The 18,242-nt window shown below is 54.6% G+C and carries 21 protein-coding genes and 1 riboswitch; of the genes, 13 read left to right on the plus strand and 8 right to left on the minus strand.

All coding sequences use genetic code 11. The features are described 5' to 3' along the window. Positions 1-30: 30 nt before the first annotated feature. Complete coding sequence (yidD, locus tag ETR37_RS08325; protein ID WP_011232336.1) at positions 31-276, minus strand: membrane protein insertion efficiency factor YidD; 246 nt, start codon at positions 274-276, stop codon at positions 31-33. Positions 277-489: 213 nt separating this feature from the next. Here yidD and ETR37_RS08330 point away from each other — a divergent pair, with 213 nt between their 5' ends. After that, on the plus strand, positions 490-966 hold the full coding sequence (locus tag ETR37_RS08330) for an S-ribosylhomocysteine lyase (RefSeq protein ID WP_011232335.1): 477 nt from the start codon (positions 490-492) through the stop codon (positions 964-966). A 22-nt stretch (positions 967-988) separates the two neighbouring features. Here ETR37_RS08330 and ytzI read toward each other — a convergent pair whose 3' ends face one another. Beyond that, positions 989-1,150 (minus strand): YtzI protein, encoded by a 162-nt coding sequence (gene ytzI / locus ETR37_RS08335; RefSeq protein WP_015375668.1) that lies wholly within the window; start codon positions 1,148-1,150, stop codon positions 989-991. A gap of 552 nt (positions 1,151-1,702) precedes the next feature. Between ytzI and ETR37_RS08345 the strand changes: the two genes are divergently transcribed. The 4 genes from ETR37_RS08345 (at position 1,703) to ytkD (ending at position 3,635) form a co-directional block, all read left to right on the plus strand. Further along, positions 1,703-2,143 (plus strand): Dps family protein, encoded by a 441-nt coding sequence (locus tag ETR37_RS08345; protein ID WP_011232333.1) that lies wholly within the window; start codon positions 1,703-1,705, stop codon positions 2,141-2,143. Positions 2,144-2,295: 152 nt separating this feature from the next. Continuing rightward, positions 2,296-2,691, plus strand: a complete 396-nt coding sequence (locus ETR37_RS08350; RefSeq protein ID WP_013524459.1) for a phage holin family protein — start codon at positions 2,296-2,298, stop codon at positions 2,689-2,691. Between the two features lie 61 nt (positions 2,692-2,752). Continuing rightward, on the plus strand, positions 2,753-3,085 hold the full coding sequence (locus ETR37_RS08355; protein WP_041470577.1) for a hypothetical protein: 333 nt from the start codon (positions 2,753-2,755) through the stop codon (positions 3,083-3,085). Between the two features lie 58 nt (positions 3,086-3,143). Next, positions 3,144-3,635, plus strand: coding sequence for an RNA deprotection pyrophosphohydrolase (gene ytkD, locus ETR37_RS08360; protein ID WP_015375666.1), 492 nt, complete (start codon positions 3,144-3,146; stop codon positions 3,633-3,635). A 124-nt stretch (positions 3,636-3,759) separates the two neighbouring features. On the opposite strand, the gene ETR37_RS08365 is transcribed toward ytkD, so the two are convergent. Genes ETR37_RS08365 through ETR37_RS08375 form a run of 3 tightly spaced genes read right to left on the minus strand, consistent with a single transcriptional unit; the run spans position 3,760 to position 6,367 of the window. Then, the gene (locus ETR37_RS08365; RefSeq protein ID WP_020756175.1) at positions 3,760-4,569 is read right to left on the minus strand and encodes an ABC transporter permease; all 810 of its coding nucleotides are present in this window, start codon (positions 4,567-4,569) and stop codon (positions 3,760-3,762) included. Beyond that, complete coding sequence (locus tag ETR37_RS08370; protein WP_015375664.1) at positions 4,553-5,344, minus strand: ABC transporter ATP-binding protein; 792 nt, start codon at positions 5,342-5,344, stop codon at positions 4,553-4,555. The genes ETR37_RS08365 and ETR37_RS08370 overlap by 17 nt, the downstream gene beginning before the upstream one ends. An 18-nt stretch (positions 5,345-5,362) precedes the next feature. After that, positions 5,363-6,367 (minus strand): ABC transporter substrate-binding protein, encoded by a 1,005-nt coding sequence (locus tag ETR37_RS08375; protein ID WP_081212690.1) that lies wholly within the window; start codon positions 6,365-6,367, stop codon positions 5,363-5,365. Positions 6,368-6,658: 291 nt separating this feature from the next. On the opposite strand from ETR37_RS08375, the gene ETR37_RS08380 reads away from it, so the two are divergent. The 3 genes from ETR37_RS08380 to ETR37_RS08390 all read left to right on the plus strand — a co-directional run bounded on the left by ETR37_RS08380 (position 6,659) and on the right by ETR37_RS08390 (position 9,013). Beyond that, the gene (locus tag ETR37_RS08380) at positions 6,659-7,447 is read left to right on the plus strand and encodes an alpha/beta hydrolase family protein (RefSeq protein WP_060788433.1); all 789 of its coding nucleotides are present in this window, start codon (positions 6,659-6,661) and stop codon (positions 7,445-7,447) included. 92 nt (positions 7,448-7,539) lie between these two features. Next, positions 7,540-7,782: a DUF2584 domain-containing protein gene (locus ETR37_RS08385; RefSeq protein WP_015375661.1), complete on the plus strand. Its 243-nt coding sequence runs from the start codon at positions 7,540-7,542 to the stop codon at positions 7,780-7,782. A 280-nt stretch (positions 7,783-8,062) separates the two neighbouring features. Then, positions 8,063-9,013, plus strand: a complete 951-nt coding sequence (locus tag ETR37_RS08390; RefSeq protein ID WP_129447142.1) for an Rpn family recombination-promoting nuclease/putative transposase — start codon at positions 8,063-8,065, stop codon at positions 9,011-9,013. 676 nt (positions 9,014-9,689) lie between these two features. On the opposite strand, the gene pckA is transcribed toward ETR37_RS08390, so the two are convergent. Further along, positions 9,690-11,276, minus strand: a complete 1,587-nt coding sequence (pckA, locus tag ETR37_RS08395) for a phosphoenolpyruvate carboxykinase (ATP) (protein WP_033006351.1) — start codon at positions 11,274-11,276, stop codon at positions 9,690-9,692. A gap of 218 nt (positions 11,277-11,494) precedes the next feature. After that, positions 11,495-11,609, plus strand: a riboswitch (SAM riboswitch). Between the two features lie 129 nt (positions 11,610-11,738). Here pckA and metK point away from each other — a divergent pair. After that, positions 11,739-12,950: a methionine adenosyltransferase gene (metK, locus tag ETR37_RS08400; RefSeq protein WP_014196594.1), complete on the plus strand. Its 1,212-nt coding sequence runs from the start codon at positions 11,739-11,741 to the stop codon at positions 12,948-12,950. Between the two features lie 22 nt (positions 12,951-12,972). Here metK and ETR37_RS08405 read toward each other — a convergent pair whose 3' ends face one another. Beyond that, complete coding sequence (locus ETR37_RS08405; RefSeq protein WP_013144421.1) at positions 12,973-13,521, minus strand: gamma carbonic anhydrase; 549 nt, start codon at positions 13,519-13,521, stop codon at positions 12,973-12,975. A gap of 338 nt (positions 13,522-13,859) precedes the next feature. Between ETR37_RS08405 and ETR37_RS08410 the strand changes: the two genes are divergently transcribed. Next, entirely contained in the window at positions 13,860-14,969 is a 1,110-nt protein-coding gene (locus tag ETR37_RS08410; protein WP_015375658.1) for a tetraprenyl-beta-curcumene synthase family protein, read from the plus strand. A 57-nt stretch (positions 14,970-15,026) separates the two neighbouring features. On the opposite strand, the gene mnmM is transcribed toward ETR37_RS08410, so the two are convergent. Beyond that, positions 15,027-15,614, minus strand: coding sequence for a tRNA 5-(aminomethyl)-2-thiouridylate-methyltransferase MnmM (gene mnmM / locus ETR37_RS08415; RefSeq protein ID WP_014196591.1), 588 nt, complete (start codon positions 15,612-15,614; stop codon positions 15,027-15,029). Positions 15,615-16,042: 428 nt separating this feature from the next. Here mnmM and ETR37_RS08420 point away from each other — a divergent pair, with 428 nt between their 5' ends. The 3 genes from ETR37_RS08420 (at position 16,043) to ETR37_RS08430 (ending at position 17,899) form a co-directional block, all read left to right on the plus strand. Next, positions 16,043-16,306, plus strand: a complete 264-nt coding sequence (locus tag ETR37_RS08420; protein WP_011232317.1) for a YtzC family protein — start codon at positions 16,043-16,045, stop codon at positions 16,304-16,306. 18 nt (positions 16,307-16,324) lie between these two features. Beyond that, positions 16,325-16,489 (plus strand): hypothetical protein, encoded by a 165-nt coding sequence (locus tag ETR37_RS08425; RefSeq protein ID WP_013144424.1) that lies wholly within the window; start codon positions 16,325-16,327, stop codon positions 16,487-16,489. 210 nt (positions 16,490-16,699) lie between these two features. Next, positions 16,700-17,899 carry an MDR family MFS transporter gene (locus tag ETR37_RS08430; protein ID WP_129447143.1) on the plus strand — a complete coding sequence of 400 codons (1,200 nt, stop codon included), beginning with the start codon at positions 16,700-16,702 and terminating at the stop codon, positions 17,897-17,899. Positions 17,900-18,242: the final 343 nt, after the last annotated feature.

Raw genomic sequence — 18,242 nt, forward strand, 5'->3', positions numbered from 1 at the left:
TACAAAAAAATAAAGCAAATGGCAAGGCCATTAAGTGATTTTGTTTCTTTTCGCGTGTTCTGATGATTCAGGAACGGGATCAAAACCGCCCGGATGGAACGGATGGCATTTCAAAATGCGCTTCGCCGTCAGCCATCCCCCTTTTATGGCGCCAAAGCGCCGGATCGCTTCGATGCCATAGTTCGAGCAGGTCGGATAAAAGCGGCATGTCGGCGGCTTGAGCGGAGAAAGGAAGCGTTGATAAAAGCGGATGCACCAAATCAGCCATTGGCCCATGCCCAGTTCTCCTTTCTGTGATCATCATGATTACAATAGAACAAACCTTTCTTTTGTTCAAGCAAAACGACTGTCGTTCGCTCGGAATGGGGGCGCTCGCCCAGACCTTGCTTTTTGGGCATAGACGCCAAGCGAGAGGCAAAAAAGATGCGGGACGCCCCTCGTTTTGGTTATGATAAAGAAAGAGGATCAAAATAGCTAGGAGTGATTGACATGCCTTCACCGGTGGAAAGCTTTGAATTGGACCATTGCGCGGTCAAAGCGCCGTACGTTCGGCATTGCGGCGTTCACAAAGTCGGCAGTGACGGCGTCGTCAATAAGTTTGACATTCGCTTTTGCCAGCCGAACAAAGAAGCGATGGACCCGGCCGCGATTCATACGCTCGAACATCTGTTGGCGTATACGCTGCGCCGACATGCGGCCAAATATGATCATTTCGATATTATCGACATCTCGCCTATGGGTTGCCAAACCGGGTTTTATCTTGTCGTGAGCGGCTCGCCGACCGTGGACGAGATCATTGATTTGTTGGAAGAAGCCATGAAGGACGCGCTCGCCGCGACGGAAGTGCCAGCCGCGACCGAGCGGCAATGCGGCCAAGCGAAGCTGCATGATCTAGAGGCGGCCAAACAGCTGATGCGCTTTTGGCTTTCGCAAGAGAAAGAAGAGTTGAAAAAGGTGTTTGGTTGATGAACAAGCCAGCCCCGCGCCGCTACTGCGGCTGCTTCGGGCCGGCTTGTTGTTCGCCGCCGTGTTCATTCGGGTGCGGATCGACCGTATGCTTGTAGGCATACGCTTTGGACGTCGTGACGACCGCCAGCACGAGAACGACAGCGGCGATGATGAGGCAAACGATCAAGGTCCAGTACATCATGACGCCCGCCTTTTTTCTTTTTATTATACCATATCTGGCAGAGCTGGCGTTCATATTTCCGGTGAAATCGGGCAAGCTATCCATCGACACGTTTTCCATGTTTCATCTCTATTTCGCGCAGGAGACTCCCACTCAACGACCAAAGGGAGTAAGTGGGAGAGGAATGCGCGTTCCCCCTTTCTTTTGTGTATGATCGAATAAAGGCGTGGAGAAAACTGTTCAATAAAGGCACTCCACTCACGGCTGCTCGATGGATGGGGTTGGTTGCAGGAAACGTTGCAACCGTAAAACATCGAGCGTAGGTCCGTCTGTTGTGTGTGGAAGCCAAGTACTGCCAACAGACACACCGAGAGAATCGGCAACGATGCAGGCATGACCTGCATCGTTGGGCAGTTGTCAACCTGCCCCTGATGCAACCCCAAGTCAAGGAAGGAGGACGAAGTCCGCTCGCACTTCTGGGGAGTTGCAAGCCCCCACTTCAAGCGTTCGCGAAGTGGGGGTAGTTGACCAACAAGCCAGCTGGGTACAAGAACCATAAGGAGGAGTGAGAGGATGACAACTCGACTGATCGATCTTGTCAACAAGCAAATCGCCAACTGGACTGTGTTGTACGTGAAATTGCACAACTATCATTGGTATGTCACCGGGCCGCAGTTTTTCACGCTGCATGAAAAATTCGAAGAGTTGTACAACGAAGCCGCGACCCACATTGACGCACTGGCCGAGCGGCTGTTGGCCTTGGGTGGCAAGCCTGTGGCGACGATGAAAGACTGCCTCAAGCAGGCGTCCGTCAAAGAAGCAGCCGGGACGGAAACGGCGGAGCAAATGGTCGCTTCGATTGTCGGCGACTTTGAAACGATGATCGGCGAATTGAAAGAAGGCATGCAGCTGGCGGATGAAGTGAACGATGAAACGACGGGGGATATGCTGCTTGGCATTCATCGCAGCTTGGAAAAACACGTCTGGATGTTGAAATCGTTCTTAGGACGATAAGAAGAGGAGGCTGTCCTCAGGCCGGGGGACGGCCTTTTGCTTTGTCCTTTCTTTGTCGAAAAAGGGCGATTTTTTAGGGAATGCGCCGCGCCGCGTTCTCCCCTCCGGGCATACGATAGTTACGCGTATCCTATGTTCAAGGAGGGGGGAGCGTGAACAAGCCGATCCCGATGGTTGCCGTGTCGCTGTTCGGTTCGTTTCTGTCGCTGTTTGTCGGCAGCGTGGACTCATTTGTCGTGATTTTGCTTGCTTTGGTCATTGTCGACTACCTTACCGGCATTGCCGCCAGCGCGGTCGAAGGCAAGCTATCAAGTCAAGTCGGCTTTCGCGGCATCATCCGCAAACTGTTGATTTTCGTTCTGGTGGCGGCGTCGCATCTCGTCGATTTGGCCATTGGATGGAACATGCATGTCATCCGCGATGCGATCATTTTTTTCTATATCGCCAATGAGTTTATCTCGATTGTGGAAAACGCCGGCCGGGCGGGCGTTCCGATCCCGTCCGTGCTGCGCAAGGCGATCGAGCTGTTGAAAGATGAAATAAAATAAGCATATTTTTCCCCGATTGCCCCACACTAAGCAAAAAGAGCAAAAGAAGGAGTGGATGAAGGTGGCAGATGAACAAAAAAAGACGTATTACGTCTCAATGGCGCACGGGGAAATTTCCCAGTTGAAAACGGCATCGCCGTGGGACTTTCAAATTGAGGCGACCGACGAGGAAATCGCACGCCTGCGCGAGTATTTTGACCAAAACTACTCCACCGACTGGCAGGCGTTTTGGCGCACCCATGTGCCGTACATCCAATACCACTATGATCGGGAAAACGATGCGTACGACCGGACGATGGTCGACATTTACAAAATGATTTATGAGCTCGGCAACGACGAAGCGAAAGCGCACATCCGCTCGATGGGCATTCTCCCGGACGAAAAAGAAGAGTAAACGCCGCGAGTCGAGCGGCGTTTTTCTGTATAATGGGGAGAGGAAAGGGGAGAGTCCGATGCATGAATTTCGCGATTATTACGGACATCGCGTTCGGCTGGCCTTTGCGGATCATCCGTTTTCCCCCTCCCCCGGGCATGTATGGGTCATTTGCCGCTATGGCGGGCGATGGCTGTTGACGGATCATCCGCGCCGCGGCCTTGAGTTTCCCGGCGGCAAGGTGGAAGAAGGGGAAACAGCGGCGGAAGCCGCGGTCCGCGAAGTGATGGAAGAAACGGGGGGAATCGTCGGCCGGCTCGAATACATCGGCCAATATAAAGTGGAGCCGGATATCGTGAAAAACATTTATTTTGCCGACATCGCTGCGCTCGTCGAGCGGGGGTCGTATTTGGAAACGAACGGCCCGGTGCTGCTTGAGGCGCTGCCGGATGACATCCGCACGGATGAACGGTTCAGCTATATCATGAAAGACGATGTCCTTTCGCTTTCGCTTGCCGAGTTGAAACAGCGCGGACTGATCAGCCGAGGGGAAAGAAGCGGAGAACGGTGATGATTTTAGACGGCTTTTGTTGGTCATCCGGTTCCATGAAGGAAGAAGCCAAGGGGGGATGGGCGGATGCCGGCCCGACGTCAGGAATGAAAAGAGACGCCCGTCGATCGTTTACGAACGTCTCTTAACGACGGCTGCCCCATTTTTTCTCGACGATGGCAACAAGTTGGTACATAACAGTCGACAACAAAGCGACAATGAGCAGGCTCATCAATACGAGCGTGAAGTTGAACACTTGGAAGCCGTAAATGATTAAATACCCAAGCCCTTGCTTGGAGACGAGAAACTCTCCGGTGATGACACCGACCCAAGCGAGGCCGACGTTCACTTTCAACGTCGAAATGATCGCCGGGAACGACGCCGGCAGCACCGCCTCTTTAAAGCATTGGTAGCGGGTGGCGCCGAACGTCCGCAGCACTTTCAAATAGTTCGGGTCAACTTCTTGGAACGCCGAATAGACGACAATCGTCGTGATGATGATGGAAATGACGACGCCCATGGCGATGATGGACGTAAATCCCGGTCCGAGAGCGACGATCAAAATCGGCCCGAGGGCGACTTTTGGCATGGCGTTGAAGACGACCAAATACGGATCGAGCGTTTTCGCCAGGCGCGGAAACCACCAAAGGACCGCGCCGATGAGCGCCCCGCCGGCGGTACCGATAAGAAAGCCGAGCAACGTTTCAAACAATGTCGCCCACGTGTGGACAAACAGCGAATGATCGCCAAGTTTTTCGCCAAACAGCTTGGCGATGGCGGACGGCGAACTGAATAGGAGCGGATCGACCCAATGGAAGCGGCTCGCCGCTTCCCAGACGGCGAAAAAGGCGACAAGCAGCGCCGTCTGCCAAAGGCGGATCACCCGCCGCTCTTTGCGCAATGCGGCGAGGTATTCACGGTGCAGCGATTCGATGCGATCATGGAGCGGCTTCAAGGTCCTCCATCTCCTTCCAAATGGATTGGAACAATGGCGAAAACGCCGGATGCTGGCGGGCGGCAAGCGGCGGGCGGCCGCGCAGTTCATCCGGGATGACAAACGTCCGCACAAGGCGCCCAGGGCGCGGTGAAAACAAGAAAATGCGGTCGCTCATGGCGATGGCTTCTTCGATGTCATGGGTGACCAAGACGGCTGTTTTTTCGTATTGCCGCAGCGTCGCCCAGACGAGCTCTTCCAATTTCAGCTTCGTCTGCTGGTCGAGGGCGGAAAACGGCTCGTCGAGCAACAACAGTTTCGGATCAGTCGCGAGCGTGCGCACAAGCGCCGCGCGCTGGCGCATGCCGCCGGACAGCTGGCTCGGGTAATACGACTCGACGCCGCCAAGGCCGATCTCAGCGAGCAGGGCGAGCGCCCGCTTTTTCGTTTCCGGCGTCAACGTTCCCGTGATGTGGGGTCCGAGCAAAATGTTTTCCTCGATCGTTTTCCAAGGGAATAGGTAGTCTTGCTGAAGCATGTAGCCGACCGCACGCCGCGCCGTTTGGGCGTCCGATCCGCCCGACCAGAGCGGTTCGCCTTCTATGAGCACCGCCCCTTCCGTTGGTTCGATCAATCCGGCGATGATCGAAAGCAGCGTCGTTTTGCCGCAGCCGCTAGGGCCGAGAAAGGAGACGAACTCCCCTTTCTCGACGGACAGCGACACATCATCGAGTGCAGTGACAGCGGTCGTTTTTGTCAAATACGTGTGCGAGAGGCGGTCGATGACAAGAAACATTTCGTTCACCCGCTTTCGTCACTTGTTCATCGCGCTTTTGGCAAACGACGAATCAACAAGCGTGTCAACGTGGATGCGCTTCGGCAGCTCGCCGGCTTCGGCCATAATGTCTTGCAAGTGGTTCCATTCTTCTTCATCCAAAATCGGATCGGTCGCGTAGGTCCCTTGGCTTTTGTACCGGTCGACGACTTTTTCGATCAAAGCCAAATCGGTGTCTTTGAAATACGGCTGAATAGCTTTCGCGATCTCGGCGGCGTTGTGCGATTCGACCCATTGCTGCGCTTTGTAGATCGCGCGCGTAAATTTTTCAATGACGTCTTTGTTCGCTTTGATGTAGCTTCGTTTCGCCATATACGACGTGTACGGCACGCGCCCGGATTCGGTGCCGAATGAAGCGACGATATAGCCTTTTCCTTCTTGTTCAAAAATGCTCGCCGTCGGTTCAAACAGCTGGACGAAATCGCCCGTCCCGCTCGCAAAGGCGTTGGCGATATTGGCGAAATCAACGTTTTGGATCAGCTTCAAATCTTGATGCGGGTCAATGCCGTGTTTTTTCAGCACAAACTCGCCGACCATTTGCGGCATGCCGCCTTTCCGTTGGCCGAGGAACGTGCTTCCTTTCAGCATCTCCCATGTAAAGTGGTCGATTTTCTCGCGGGAAACAAGAAACGTCCCGTCGGTTTGCGTGAGCTGCGCGAAATTGATGACCGGATCGTCCGTCCCTTGCGCATAGACATAAATGGATGTTTCCGAGCCGACAAGGGCGATGTCCGCGCCGCCGGAAAGCAGCGTCGTCATCGTTTTGTCGCCGCCCCATGTCGTCGTCAGTTCGACATCCAGCCCCTCTTCTTGAAAGAAGCCTTTTGCCAGGGCGACGTACTGCGGCGCGTAAAAAATCGAGTGCGTCACTTCGGCGAGCCGCACTTTTTTGAGCGGCTTTTCGCTTTGGCCCCCGTCATTCGTGCAGGCGGAAAGCGGCAAAAGCAAGAGAAGCGAGCATAACCATACGGCCCATTTTTTCATGTTCGTTAACCCCCTTGGTTCGCATGCGGTAAACCGTGGTTTCACCTTATCGTATGCACGCAGCAAAAATGTGTGAATGCCTAGAAAAAATGGGCGGTCAGCCGAGAACGGGCGGCGGTCGGGACGCTCCTCGCGCTCCAGGGCTTTTTCAAGATGACGCTCGGCCAAGGGGAGGCATGCAAGAGCGGCGAGGCAGTCGGACATCCCCACTTGTCCTAATGAAAGAAGGCGTTGGGGGATGATGACGGGTGGTTCGCATCATCTGTTTTCGCATAGGAAGGAGGCAGGCGTATGGACGGGGACATCATCGACCAATACCGGTTTCCGTCGCCGCATCCGGGAATCGATGTGTTCTTTGTCACCTATATGTCCCAAGGGCTGAAGGTGAAAGGATTTTTAGCGGCGCCGAAACAAAATAAGGTGTATGACGGCTTCTTGTATTTGCGCGGCGGGATTAAAAATGTGGGGCAGGTGCGAGTGCCGCGCCTTGTCCAATTCGCTTCGCAAGGGTTTGTCGTCTTCGCTCCGCTTTACCGCGGCAATGGGGGCGGAGAAGGAAACGAAGATTTCGCCGGCGACGACCGTTATGACGCGCTTGCTGGGTTTTATCTCCTTCGCCGCCATCCGCTCGTCCATCCCGGGCGCGTTCACATGTTCGGCTTCTCCCGCGGCGGGGCGATGGCGCTCCATGCCGCCCTAATGGCCGAGGGGGTCTGTTCGGTGGCGGTCTGGGGAGGGGTGGCGGATCTGGAGCTTACGTATTGGGAGCGGCCTGACTTGCGGCGAATGATGAAGCGCGTCATCGGCGGGACGCCGAACAAATGCCCGGAGCGCTACCGGCATCGAACCCCGCTTTATTATCTCGAGCGGCTCCAAGCCCCGGTGCTCATCATCCACGGCGGGCGCGATGAGAACGTATCGATTGAGCACGCCTATCGGCTTGAGCGGCGGCTGAAGCAGCTCGGCAAACCGGTCACGGCTTGGTACTTCCCTGAGTTCACCCACTATTTTCCGCCGCAAGCCAATCGCGAGACGGTGCAAAGGCTCACGGAATGGATGAAACAACAGCTGACAATGTGATACGATACAACTAGAGGGGCGGCTGCGCGCGCCGCTCGGGTGGCGGCGCGGCCGCCAACGAATCGATGGGGTGCCAAGGAGGTTGGAATCATATGGGCATGCCGATGGAGCTGCAGACGGTCATTGTGACAAAAGGAAAGGAACAGCGCGTTCAAGGAAATGTGTTTGTGTTGGAAAAAGAAGGATACCGCTTGTATCCGCTTGACGTGCCGCTTGAAGTGCGCCGGACGGTGCAAAGCGAAGCGAGCGGCGTTGCGGTCGTGAGAAAGCTTGAGTGGAAAGACAGCCGGACGACGGTGACGTATGAGCTCGTCAGCCTGTATTCGACGAATTGAACGAGGCTGCACACCACGAAGCGGCTGAATGAGAGCTGAACGGGTTCATCGGACAGGAGCGCAAACGGAAGAACGGTTTGCGCTCTTGGCTCAAGTTTTTTCCGTCTATAGTTAACTTGTGGCGTCAGGCCGATTCAGACAAGCATAAAAATAGCCTTTGCTTGAGGACTTCCTGTGCGACGTTTGATCATACCATAAAAAAAGTAGGGGGGAGGAGAAGGAGTTTGGCCGCGGAGAGCGAATATCATACGATGAATTCGATGCCGCAAGGAGGGAAAACGTGGCGAAAAAGCGAATCGATCACGACCGGTTGTTCAAGGAGCTGCTGTCGACGTTTTTCGAAGACTTTTTGCTTCTTTTCTTTCCTGACGTGTACGAGCACATCGACATCCATCATCTTTCCTTTCTCTCCGAAGAGCTGTTCACCGACGTGACAGCTGGGGAAAAGCACCGCGTCGACTTGTTGGTCGAAACAAAGGTAAGAGGGGAGGACGGGCTCGTCATCGTTCACGTCGAACATCAAAGCTATAAGCAGCGGACGTTCCCCGAGCGAATGTTCCTCTACTTCAGCCGCTTGTTTCAAAAACACCGCCGCCGCATCCTCCCGATCGCCATTTTCAGCTACGACGAACGCCGCGACGAACCTTCCTCATTGATGATTCAATTTCCATTTTTGATGGTTCTTGACTTCCGCTTTCTGACGGTGGAACTGCGCAAACTGCCGTGGCGCGAGTACATCCGCCGTGACAATCCGGTTGCCGCCGCCTTGTTAAGCAAAATGGGGTATAATGAAAGCGAGAAGGTGGAAGTGAAAAAGGAGTTTTTGCGCATCCTAGTCCGCCTCGAGCTCGATGAGGCGAAGCAGCGGCTGTTGTTTGGGTTTTTTGAAACGTATTTGCGGTTGTCCGAAGCGGAGGAAATCCAACTGCGAAACGAGGTGAGCCAAATGGAGACGAAGGAAGCGAAACAAGTGATGGAGCTCATCATCTCATACGAACAGCGGGGAATCGAGAAAGGCATTCAACAAGGAGTCAAACAAGGAATCGAACAAGGGTTGAAACAAGGAATAAAGCAAGGGATGAAGCAAGGGATTGAACAGGGACGCCAAAAAGGGATCGAGGAAGGGAAAATCGACATCGCGAAGAAAATGTTGGCGAAAGGGTACGATGTCGACACGATCCACGAGCTGACCGGGTTGCCGGCGGAAAAGATTGAACAGCTGAAGAAGTAAACCCGCCTTCGCATTGTCGTCGACCCCCAATCGTGCCAAAACCCCGGGGGATCGACGACAATCATTTTATGCGTTCGAACCTTACGGCCATCGAGGGTAAAGTCTATTGACAGAATTTGTCGGTGACGTTCATCGTCCCGATTGGCGTTTTGATTCTAATGTTGAAAAGGCAGGAGCGCAAACAATCCTTCGGTTTGCACTCTGCCATATGATGAAGCAAGACTGATTCCTTTGCTTTGTTCTGAAATAAAGTGATCATTTACAGAGGGAGCTCACAAAATAGTTCCCGTGATTTCTCCTCCTCAATCCTCTCTTTGATCATCGAAACGATTGGTGATGGAATCGTAAACACGAACCAAAAGCCAGCTCTTCAGTTTTTGATAAAACGCGCTCTTTGTCGCGCCCCCAAGCAAGGGGGCGAAGGAAAGCGGATGGATTTTCAACAATTTCCTAAAGGCGAATGGATATACTGAAGCAATGGAAGCCTCCCCCTTATTCTTGTGCAGAGTCTATTTTTTATTACCACAACTTCCCTTGTTTGTCAAGGATTTGTTCGGCATCGGAATGAAAAAATCCTCCCGATTTTCGTGGGAAGGAGGCGAAATGGGAGGCCCAAAGCAACGGAAAGAAATAAAAAACAGCCGGACAGGGAATACCCTGTCCGGCCGTGTTCTTGTTACACGAGCGGTCCGCCGAGTTTTTCGATGGACGGATCGATGTGGGCGAATTTTTGGAAGTTGGCGCGGAATTTTTGCGCCAGCTCTTTTGCTTTTTGTTCGTATGCTTGTTTGTCGGCCCATGTGTTTTGCGGCTGCAGGACGTCATCCGGCACGCCGGGGACGCGGGTTGGGATGGCGAGGCCGAAAATCGGATCTTTGACTGTTTCGACGTTGTCGAGCTCCCCTTCGACGGCGGCTTGCACCATCGCCCGGGTGTAGGCGAGCTTCATGCGGCTGCCGACGCCGTACGACCCCCCTGTCCAACCGGTGTTGACCAAAAAGACGCGGACGTTGTGTTCGGCGATTTTTTGCCCGAGCATTTCCGCGTATTCGACGGCCGGGCGCGGCAAAAACGGTGCGCCAAAGCACGTTGAGAACGTTGCTTCCGGTTCGGTGACGCCGCGTTCGGTGCCGGCGAGCTTGCTTGTGTAGCCGCTTAAGAAATGGTACATCGCTTGTTCGCGCGTCAGCTTGCTGATCGGCGGCAGGACGCCGAACGCATCAGCCGTCAAAAACACGATCGTGGACGGATGGCCGGCGACGCTCGGGTCGATGATGTTTTGGATCGCCTGAAGCGGGTAGGCGGCGCGCGTGTTTTCCGTCAGCGTGCCGTCGTCGTAATTCGGCACCCGCGTCGCGTCATCGAGGACGACGTTTTCGAGCACCGCGCCGAAGCCGATGGCGTCAAAAATTTGCGGCTCTTTCTCGCGCGATAGGTTGATGCATTTCGCATAGCAGCCGCCTTCGATGTTGAAAATACCGCGGCTTGACCAGCCGTGTTCATCATCGCCGATCAAGCGGCGGTTCGGGTCGGTCGAGAGCGTCGTTTTTCCCGTTCCCGACAAGCCGAAAAAGAGGGCGACGTCGCCTTCCTGGCCGACGTTGGCCGAGCAGTGCATCGGCAGGATGCCTTGTTCCGGCAGCAAATAGTTCATCACCGAGAAAATCGATTTTTTCATTTCGCCGGCATACTCGGTGCCGCCGATCAACACGGTGCGCCGTTCAAACGAGATGATGATGAACGCTTCCGAGCGCGTGCCGTCGACTTTCGGGTCGGCTTTAAAGTTCGGCGCGCAAATGACGGTGAATTGCGGCTCATGCACGGCGAGCTCTTCGGCGTTCGGCCGAATGAACAGCTGATGGACGAACAAGTTGTGCCAGGCGAATTCGTTGACGACTTGAATCGGCAGCCGGTATTTCGGATCGGCGCCGGCAAAGCCTTTAAACACGAACAGTTCATCTTTCTTCATTAAATAGTCGAGCACTTTGTCGTACAGTTTATCAAACGTCTCCGGAGACATCGGCTGGTTGACCGCTCCCCAGTCGATCGTTTGCTTCGTTGACGGTTCTTCGACGATGTATTTGTCTTTCGGCGACCGCCCTGTGTACTTGCCGGTCGTGACCGCGACGGCTCCGGTGTGCGTCAGCCGTCCTTCGTTCCGCTGCAGGACTTTCTCGACGAGCTCGGCGACGGACAGTTGATGATGCACGTACGGTTTTTGCAGCAATACATCAAGCTTATTCGTCATGTTTGCGATCCCCATATTCAAAACCTGCCTTCTTTTTGAAATCACTCTTGAAAATAGTATAACACATTTTTATTAATAGTCCATACTAATTGTGTGGGTTTTTCAAACTTTATTTTGCCCAATGTGTCGATTTCCTTGAGGAAAGAATTTTCTCGGCTGGAAATGATAAAAAATGAATTTTGATAGTTGACTTTGCCGATTCCATTGCGATAAGATAAGTCATTGAACGGATACTCTTATCCCGAGCCGGTGGAGGGACAGGCCCGATGAAGCCCAGCAACCGTCACAACTGTACATGTGTGAAATGGTGCTAACCTGTGGCAAGGCGCAGTCCTTGAACGATAAGAGTGAAAGGAAGCAATACGATTGCCATGACCTTTCCTCAGCCGTTACAGGAAAGGTTTTTTATATTGCGAAGGGAAAAAGGGAAATGAGTTCCGTGTTGCCACATTATGCCAAGAGGAGGAAACAAACCGAATGTCAGCCAAACGCCGCTTGTTTACTTCAGAGTCTGTGACGGAAGGACATCCGGATAAAATTTGCGACCAAATTTCTGACGCCATTTTGGATGCCATTTTGGAAAAAGATCCGAACGCCCGCGTCGCCTGCGAAACGAGCGTCACGACCGGGCTGGTGCTCGTGAGCGGGGAAATCACGACATCAACATACGTGGACATTCCGCGCATCGTCCGCGATACGGTCCGGGAGATCGGCTACACGCGCGCCAAATACGGATTTGACGCCGATACGTGCGCGGTGCTGACGTCGATTGACGAACAATCGCCGGACATTGCGATGGGGGTGAACCGGGCGCTTGAGGCGCGCGAAGGTCAGATGACTGACGAGGAAATTGAAGCGATTGGCGCCGGCGACCAAGGATTGATGTTTGGGTTCGCCTGCAATGAGACGGAAGAATTGATGCCGTTGCCGATTTCGCTTGCGCACCGCTTGGCGCGCCGATTGGCGGAAGTGCGCAAAACGGATGTCTTGCCGTACTTGCGGCCGGACGGGAAAACGCAAGTGACGATCGAATACGATGAAAACGGCAAACCGGTGCGCGTCGATACGATCGTCGTTTCCGCGCAGCACCATCCGGAAATTACGCAAGAGCAAATCGAGCGCGACATTAAAGAACAGGTCATCAAGCCGGTCGTGCCCGCAGAGCTGCTTGATGAGAACACGAAATATTTCATCAACCCGACAGGACGGTTTGTCATCGGCGGTCCGCAAGGGGATGCTGGGTTGACGGGGCGCAAAATCATCGTCGATACGTACGGCGGCTACGCCCGCCACGGCGGCGGCGCGTTCTCGGGCAAAGATCCGACGAAAGTCGACCGCTCGGCGGCGTATGCGGCCCGCTATGTCGCGAAAAACATCGTCGCGGCAGGACTGGCCGACAAATGCGAAGTGCAGCTTGCCTACGCGATCGGCGTCGCCCGCCCAGTTTCGATTTCGATCGATACGTTCGGCACCGGCAAAGTGTCGGAAGACATTTTGATTGAGGTCGTGCGCAACAACTTCGATCTCCGCCCGGCGGGCATCATCAAAATGCTCGACCTTCGCCGCCCGATTTACAAACAGACGGCTGCTTACGGCCATTTTGGGCGTACGGACATCGACCTGCCGTGGGAGCGCACCGACAAAGCCGCCTTGTTGAAAGAACAAGCGCTGGCGTTGGCGGACAAGTGATGAAAGAAAAAGAGCTGCCTGATCACGGCAGCTCTTTTTTGTTGGCGCACGATGTCCGCTGTTGCTGCAGCGCTTTGTAATACTGCCCTTTCTCGACATATTCGCGGCGTATGCGCTCCATTTCACGGATGTCGTCTTCCGTCAGTTCGCGGACGACTTTCGCCGGCCGGCCGAGGGCGAGCGTGTTGGGCGGAATTTTTTTGCCCGGCGGCACTAAACTGCCGGCGCCGATAAACGCGCCTTCCCCGATTTCCGCGCGGTCCAAAATGATCGAGCCCATGCCGATGAGCGCGTTTTTGCGAACGATGGCGCTGTGCAAAATGACTTGATGGCCGACTGTTACACCGTCTTCAATGATAAGCGGATTGTTTGGACTTTGATGCAAAATTGAGTTATCTTGAATATTGACCCGGTTGCCAATCACCGTTGGCGCCACATCGCCGCGAATGACGGTATTGAACCAAATGCTCGTCTCTTCGCCGATCACGACATCGCCGGTGATCGTCACATAGTCGGCGATAAAGGCGGAGGCGGCAATTTGCGGCGTTTTGCCTTTGTATGGGTAAATCATGGGCGTTCGTTCCTTTCTGCTGCAAAATCGATCGTTCACCATGTATTGTACAACGCTGCGTCCAAATCGCCAACGAAAGTGAGCGCGCCTGATCGGGATTGGTGAAAAACGTTTCGTTTCGCCCGATGAGTGGTTGGGATCGGGAAAGAAGATCCGATTTCACAAAGCTTCTCAACGTGAGAAGAACCGTTGTTGAGCGGTTTTTTCATTCCATCGCCAACCCTTTTATGGTTTGCCCCGGCCGCATTGATGGCAATACTGGAAGACGAGATCGCAGGCTGTTCAGACGCGAAACGATTTTGGTTGCTGATAAGATGGAAATGCTAGGAGACGAGACCATGGTGTTTGCACCTGAGGTGAGCCGATTGAACATTCCGAAAAACCCCATCGCCTTGATGAAAATGGTGTATCGTGACGTGCTTCCGCTTGTCCACCGCGAGCTTGCCTATTGGCGGCGCCAGGCCGAGCGCATTCCCGACCCGGAATTGCGGCGCCAGGCCTTGGCGAGCATCGCTTCGAAAACGTTCCATTGCGAAGGCGGCTCCATTTTGGCGCTCTTGGCCGGAGAAAACATGGAGGATTGCATCCGCTTTATCGTGGCTTACCAGACGATCAGCGATTATTTGGATAATTTGTGCGACCGCAGCACCTCGCTCGATCCGCTCGACTTTCGCGCCTTGCACGATTCGATGCCGGACGCTTTGACGATCGGCGCGGAGCCGTCGAACTATTACCGCCATCGCCGCGAACAGGAAGACGGCGGCTATTTGCCGGCGCTCGTCCGCACGTGCCAAGAGGTGCTCGAGACGGTGCGCCATTATGAGACGATCGCCCCATTTTTGCATGAATTGGCCGGATATTATTGCGACTTGCAAGTGCATAAACATGTCGAAGCGAGCGATCGGGTGCCGCGGCTGGAGAAATGGTTCGCGCAATACAAAGACGCCTTGCCGCCGATGGAATGGTATGAGTTTTCCGCCTGCTCCGGTTCGACGCTCGGCATTTTCTGCCTCGTCGCCTATGCGTTTGGCGAATCGCTGCCGCCGGAGATGGCGAGACAAGTGCGCGACGGTTATTTTCCGTACATTCAAGGACTGCACATTTTGCTCGACTATTTGATCGACCAGGAGGAAGACCGGGACGGCGGCGATTTAAACTTTTGCTTTTACTATCCGAATGAAACGGTGATGCTTGAGCGGCTTTGCCATTTCATCGAAGAGGCCGACCGCCATGTCGGCGCCCTTCCGCACGGCGAGTTTCACCGCCTTATTCACCGAGGGCTTCTTGGGTTGTATTTGTCGGATGCCAAGGTGAAAAAGCAGCGCGGGCTGCGCCGGCTGGCGCGCCGGCTCGTCCGCGCCGGCGGGGCGGCGTCGCAGTTTTTCTATTGGAACGGAAAAGCATACCGCTTTTGGCAGGAGCGGCAAAAACGGCTGTCCTTTTCATAAGGGCGGCCGTTTGCTTGTATTGGCAAGAGCAGTGGTTCGTCGGCGGATCGGACGGAATCAGGCGCCCCCATCCGCCCGATTCTCGAGCGCGAGCAAAAACGGCGGGTTGTTTTGCCGATTGATGAATTCGTATTTCAAGGCATGGACGCGCCGTTGATCAAGAGAACGGACGTAATCAAGGAGCGCGTCGCGTTCGCGCTTTCCTTCCGGATGGCCGTGGTAGACGACAAGAACGATGACGCCGCCCGGCTTCATGACGGAAAGCAACTGGCGGACCGCTTCGATCGTCGATTCCGGCTGGGTGACGATTTGCTTATTGCCGCCCGGCAAATAGCCGAGGTTGAACACCGCGCCGGCGATGCGCCCGTGTACATCGGCGGGAAGCGCCTCAAGCAGTTCACTATGGCTTCGCTCGAACAACGTCGCCCGCCCGCATAGCCCATGTTCCGCGAGGCGGGCGGAAGCGGCGGTGATGGCCTCAGGCTGAATGTCAAAGCCGAACACATGGCCTGTCTCCCCGACGCGTTCGGCCAAATACACGGTGTCGTGCCCGTTGCCGACGGTCGCGTCGACGGCGATGTCGCCTTCGTTGACCGCTTGATCAAGCAAAAAGCGGGCAAACGGCAAAATGTTCATCAAAGCCATCGGTTGGCCCCTCCTTGTGATCGTTTCATCGTTTACGTTGGCAGGCGTGTCGCTGCGCCAAAGATGCCGGATGCCATCGTTTTTCCCTAAAAGACTGGTGATTTAGTGAAAAGTCGCGGAAAACGGACTTTCTTCTCAAATGGGGAAGTCCTGTAACATCAACGCTTCTCTTTCAGCCGAAAACAGCGGGTTCGGCGAAATCGGTCGTTTTTCACCAGTCCTCTAAAGCCTCGCCATCCTCTGCGCCGACGTGACAGAAAACCTTGAGCTGACCGACATCGGCCTGATTGAGCTGAACGAAGATCCCCACGTCGGCATTGTAACAAAAACTTCATGGAAAATCGATCGCTGCCAATCATTGGCGTGATACGGCCGGCCTATGCGGCGCATAGTAAACATGAGGGAATATCACGAAACGAGGTGAGCGCATGGCGACAAGACAATCCGTTGAGGAATTTTTGCAGCGGTGTGAAGATGTGATCCGCTACGCGAAAGAGCAATATACAGAAGCGCAAAAGCAGGAGCATTACAACATCACCGAATACACCAACGCCCAGCAGATGCTCGAGCAGACGGTCATCGATTTGGCGCACTTGGCGCGAAGCTGCAACGCCCAGCAGCGCGAGCAGCTGCATCGGATGCGGCTCCAACTGGAGCAATTGCAAAACGACATGATTTTGCTTGACCGCTGAAACGAGGAGGAACACGACATGAAGCGACGCTTGAAACAAACGAATCCGGAACAAAAAACACCTAGCGGCCAAAACAATAACGATCTTGAGCTTGGTCAAGACTTTGACCCGGTGAAGCTGGCGAAAAAGCAATACGAGGAAACGGGCGGCCAACCGATCCGCTCCAAGCAGCGGAACGGGTGACGACAAGCCAAAGGGCCGGAAGCCGCTCCGTCTTGTTCTTCTTTTCGCGCAGGAGCACCGCTTCAAAAGCCATTGTTTCCGTGGGGAGTTAGTTTGGCAAAAAAGTGGCGGACGCATCGGAACGCTCCGCCTTTTTGATTGCATTTTTTCCTGTTTTCCCCTACAATTATTTCGGAACTCAAAATAAAAGCCAGAAAAGGATGATGACCGATGCCCCGCGCTCTTTGGTGGCTGCTTGTCGGCATGGCGCTCAATGTGACAGGGGCGTCGTTTCTATGGCCGCTAAACACGATCTATTTGCACGAACAGCTCGGCCAGCCGCTCGCTGTCGCTGGTGTCGTGCTCATGCTCAACTCTGGGGGAAGCGTCATCGGCAGCTTGGCCGGTGGCTTTTTGTTTGACCGGATCGGCGGGTTTCGCGTTTTGTTGGCCGGAGCGGTGTTGACGATGGCCGCGCTTGCCGGCTTAAGCGTTTGGCACGGTTGGCCGCATTATGCGGTGTTTTTGGCGTTTGTCGGCGTTGGCAGCGGCGTCGTCTTTCCGGCGGCGTCGGCGTACGCTGGGGCGATTTGGCCGGAAGGGGGACGGCGGGCGTTCAACGCCTTGTATGTCGCGCAAAACATCGGCGTCGCCGTCGGTTCGGCGCTTGGCGGGCTTGTTGCTTCATATTCGTTCTCGCTCGTTTTTTTCGCCAACCTTTTGTTGTATGCCGCGTTTTTGTTTACGGTTGTGGCTGGGCTGCGCCGCGTTCCGTTGCCGCCGCGGCGGAAAAAAGAGCGGGAGGGCCGGACGGGGGACGAGGCGTCCCGGGCACACATCCGCGCCCTCGTCCTTCTTTGCGCCGGCTATGGACTGTGCTGGTTGAGCTATGTCCAATGGTCGACGACGATCGCCGCCTATACGCGCGAGCTCGGGATACCGGTCGGGCAGTACAGTTTGCTTTGGACGATCAACGGCGCGTTGATCGTCTTGGCCCAGCCGCTGTTGTCAGCGGTCATCCGCCGCTTCATGCCGACGTTGAAGCGGCAAATCGTGATCGGTTTTCTGATTTTCGCCGTTTCGTTTGCCATGCTGTTGGGGGCGCATTCGTTTGCAGAGTTTGCCGCGTCCATGATGGTGCTCACGATCGCCGAGATGATCGTCTGGCCGGCGATTCCGGCCGCGGTGAACGAATGGGCGCCCCCGGGGAAGGCCGGGTTTTACCAAGGAATCGTCAACGGAACGGCCACGGCCGGACGGATGATCGGACCGGTCATCGGCGGCTCGGTCGCCGATCTGTTTGGAATGAAGCTGCTCATCATGATGTTAGCATTGTTTGCCTTATTGGCGGTGCTGGCCGCGCTTTTGCATGATCGTCGGCTCCCGAAGCGGACGGAGAACGCGGATGAAAAAACCGCGGCTTCCGTATAGATTTCGGCTTGCAATTGATCGACAAATTTTTTAAAATAATAATAAATTTGTCATTCTGTCCACTCATCGCTCGATTCATCCTATTTCGCGCAGGAGACTCCCACTTCAACGACCAAAGGGAGTAAGTGGGAGAGGAATGTGCGTTCCCCCTTTCTTTTGTGTATGATAGAATAAAGACGTGGAGAAAACTGTTAAATAAAGGCACTCCAATAACGGCTGCTCGATGGATGGAGTTGGTTGCAGGAAACGTTGCAACCGTAAAACATGAGCGTAGGTCTGTCTGTTGTGTGTGGAAGCCAAGTACTGCCAANNGCACTTCTGGGGAGTTGCAAGCCCCCACTTC

Source organism: Geobacillus sp. PK12 (assembly GCF_004123125.1).
In the GTDB taxonomy this organism is placed as follows: domain Bacteria; phylum Bacillota; class Bacilli; order Bacillales; family Anoxybacillaceae; genus Geobacillus; species Geobacillus zalihae.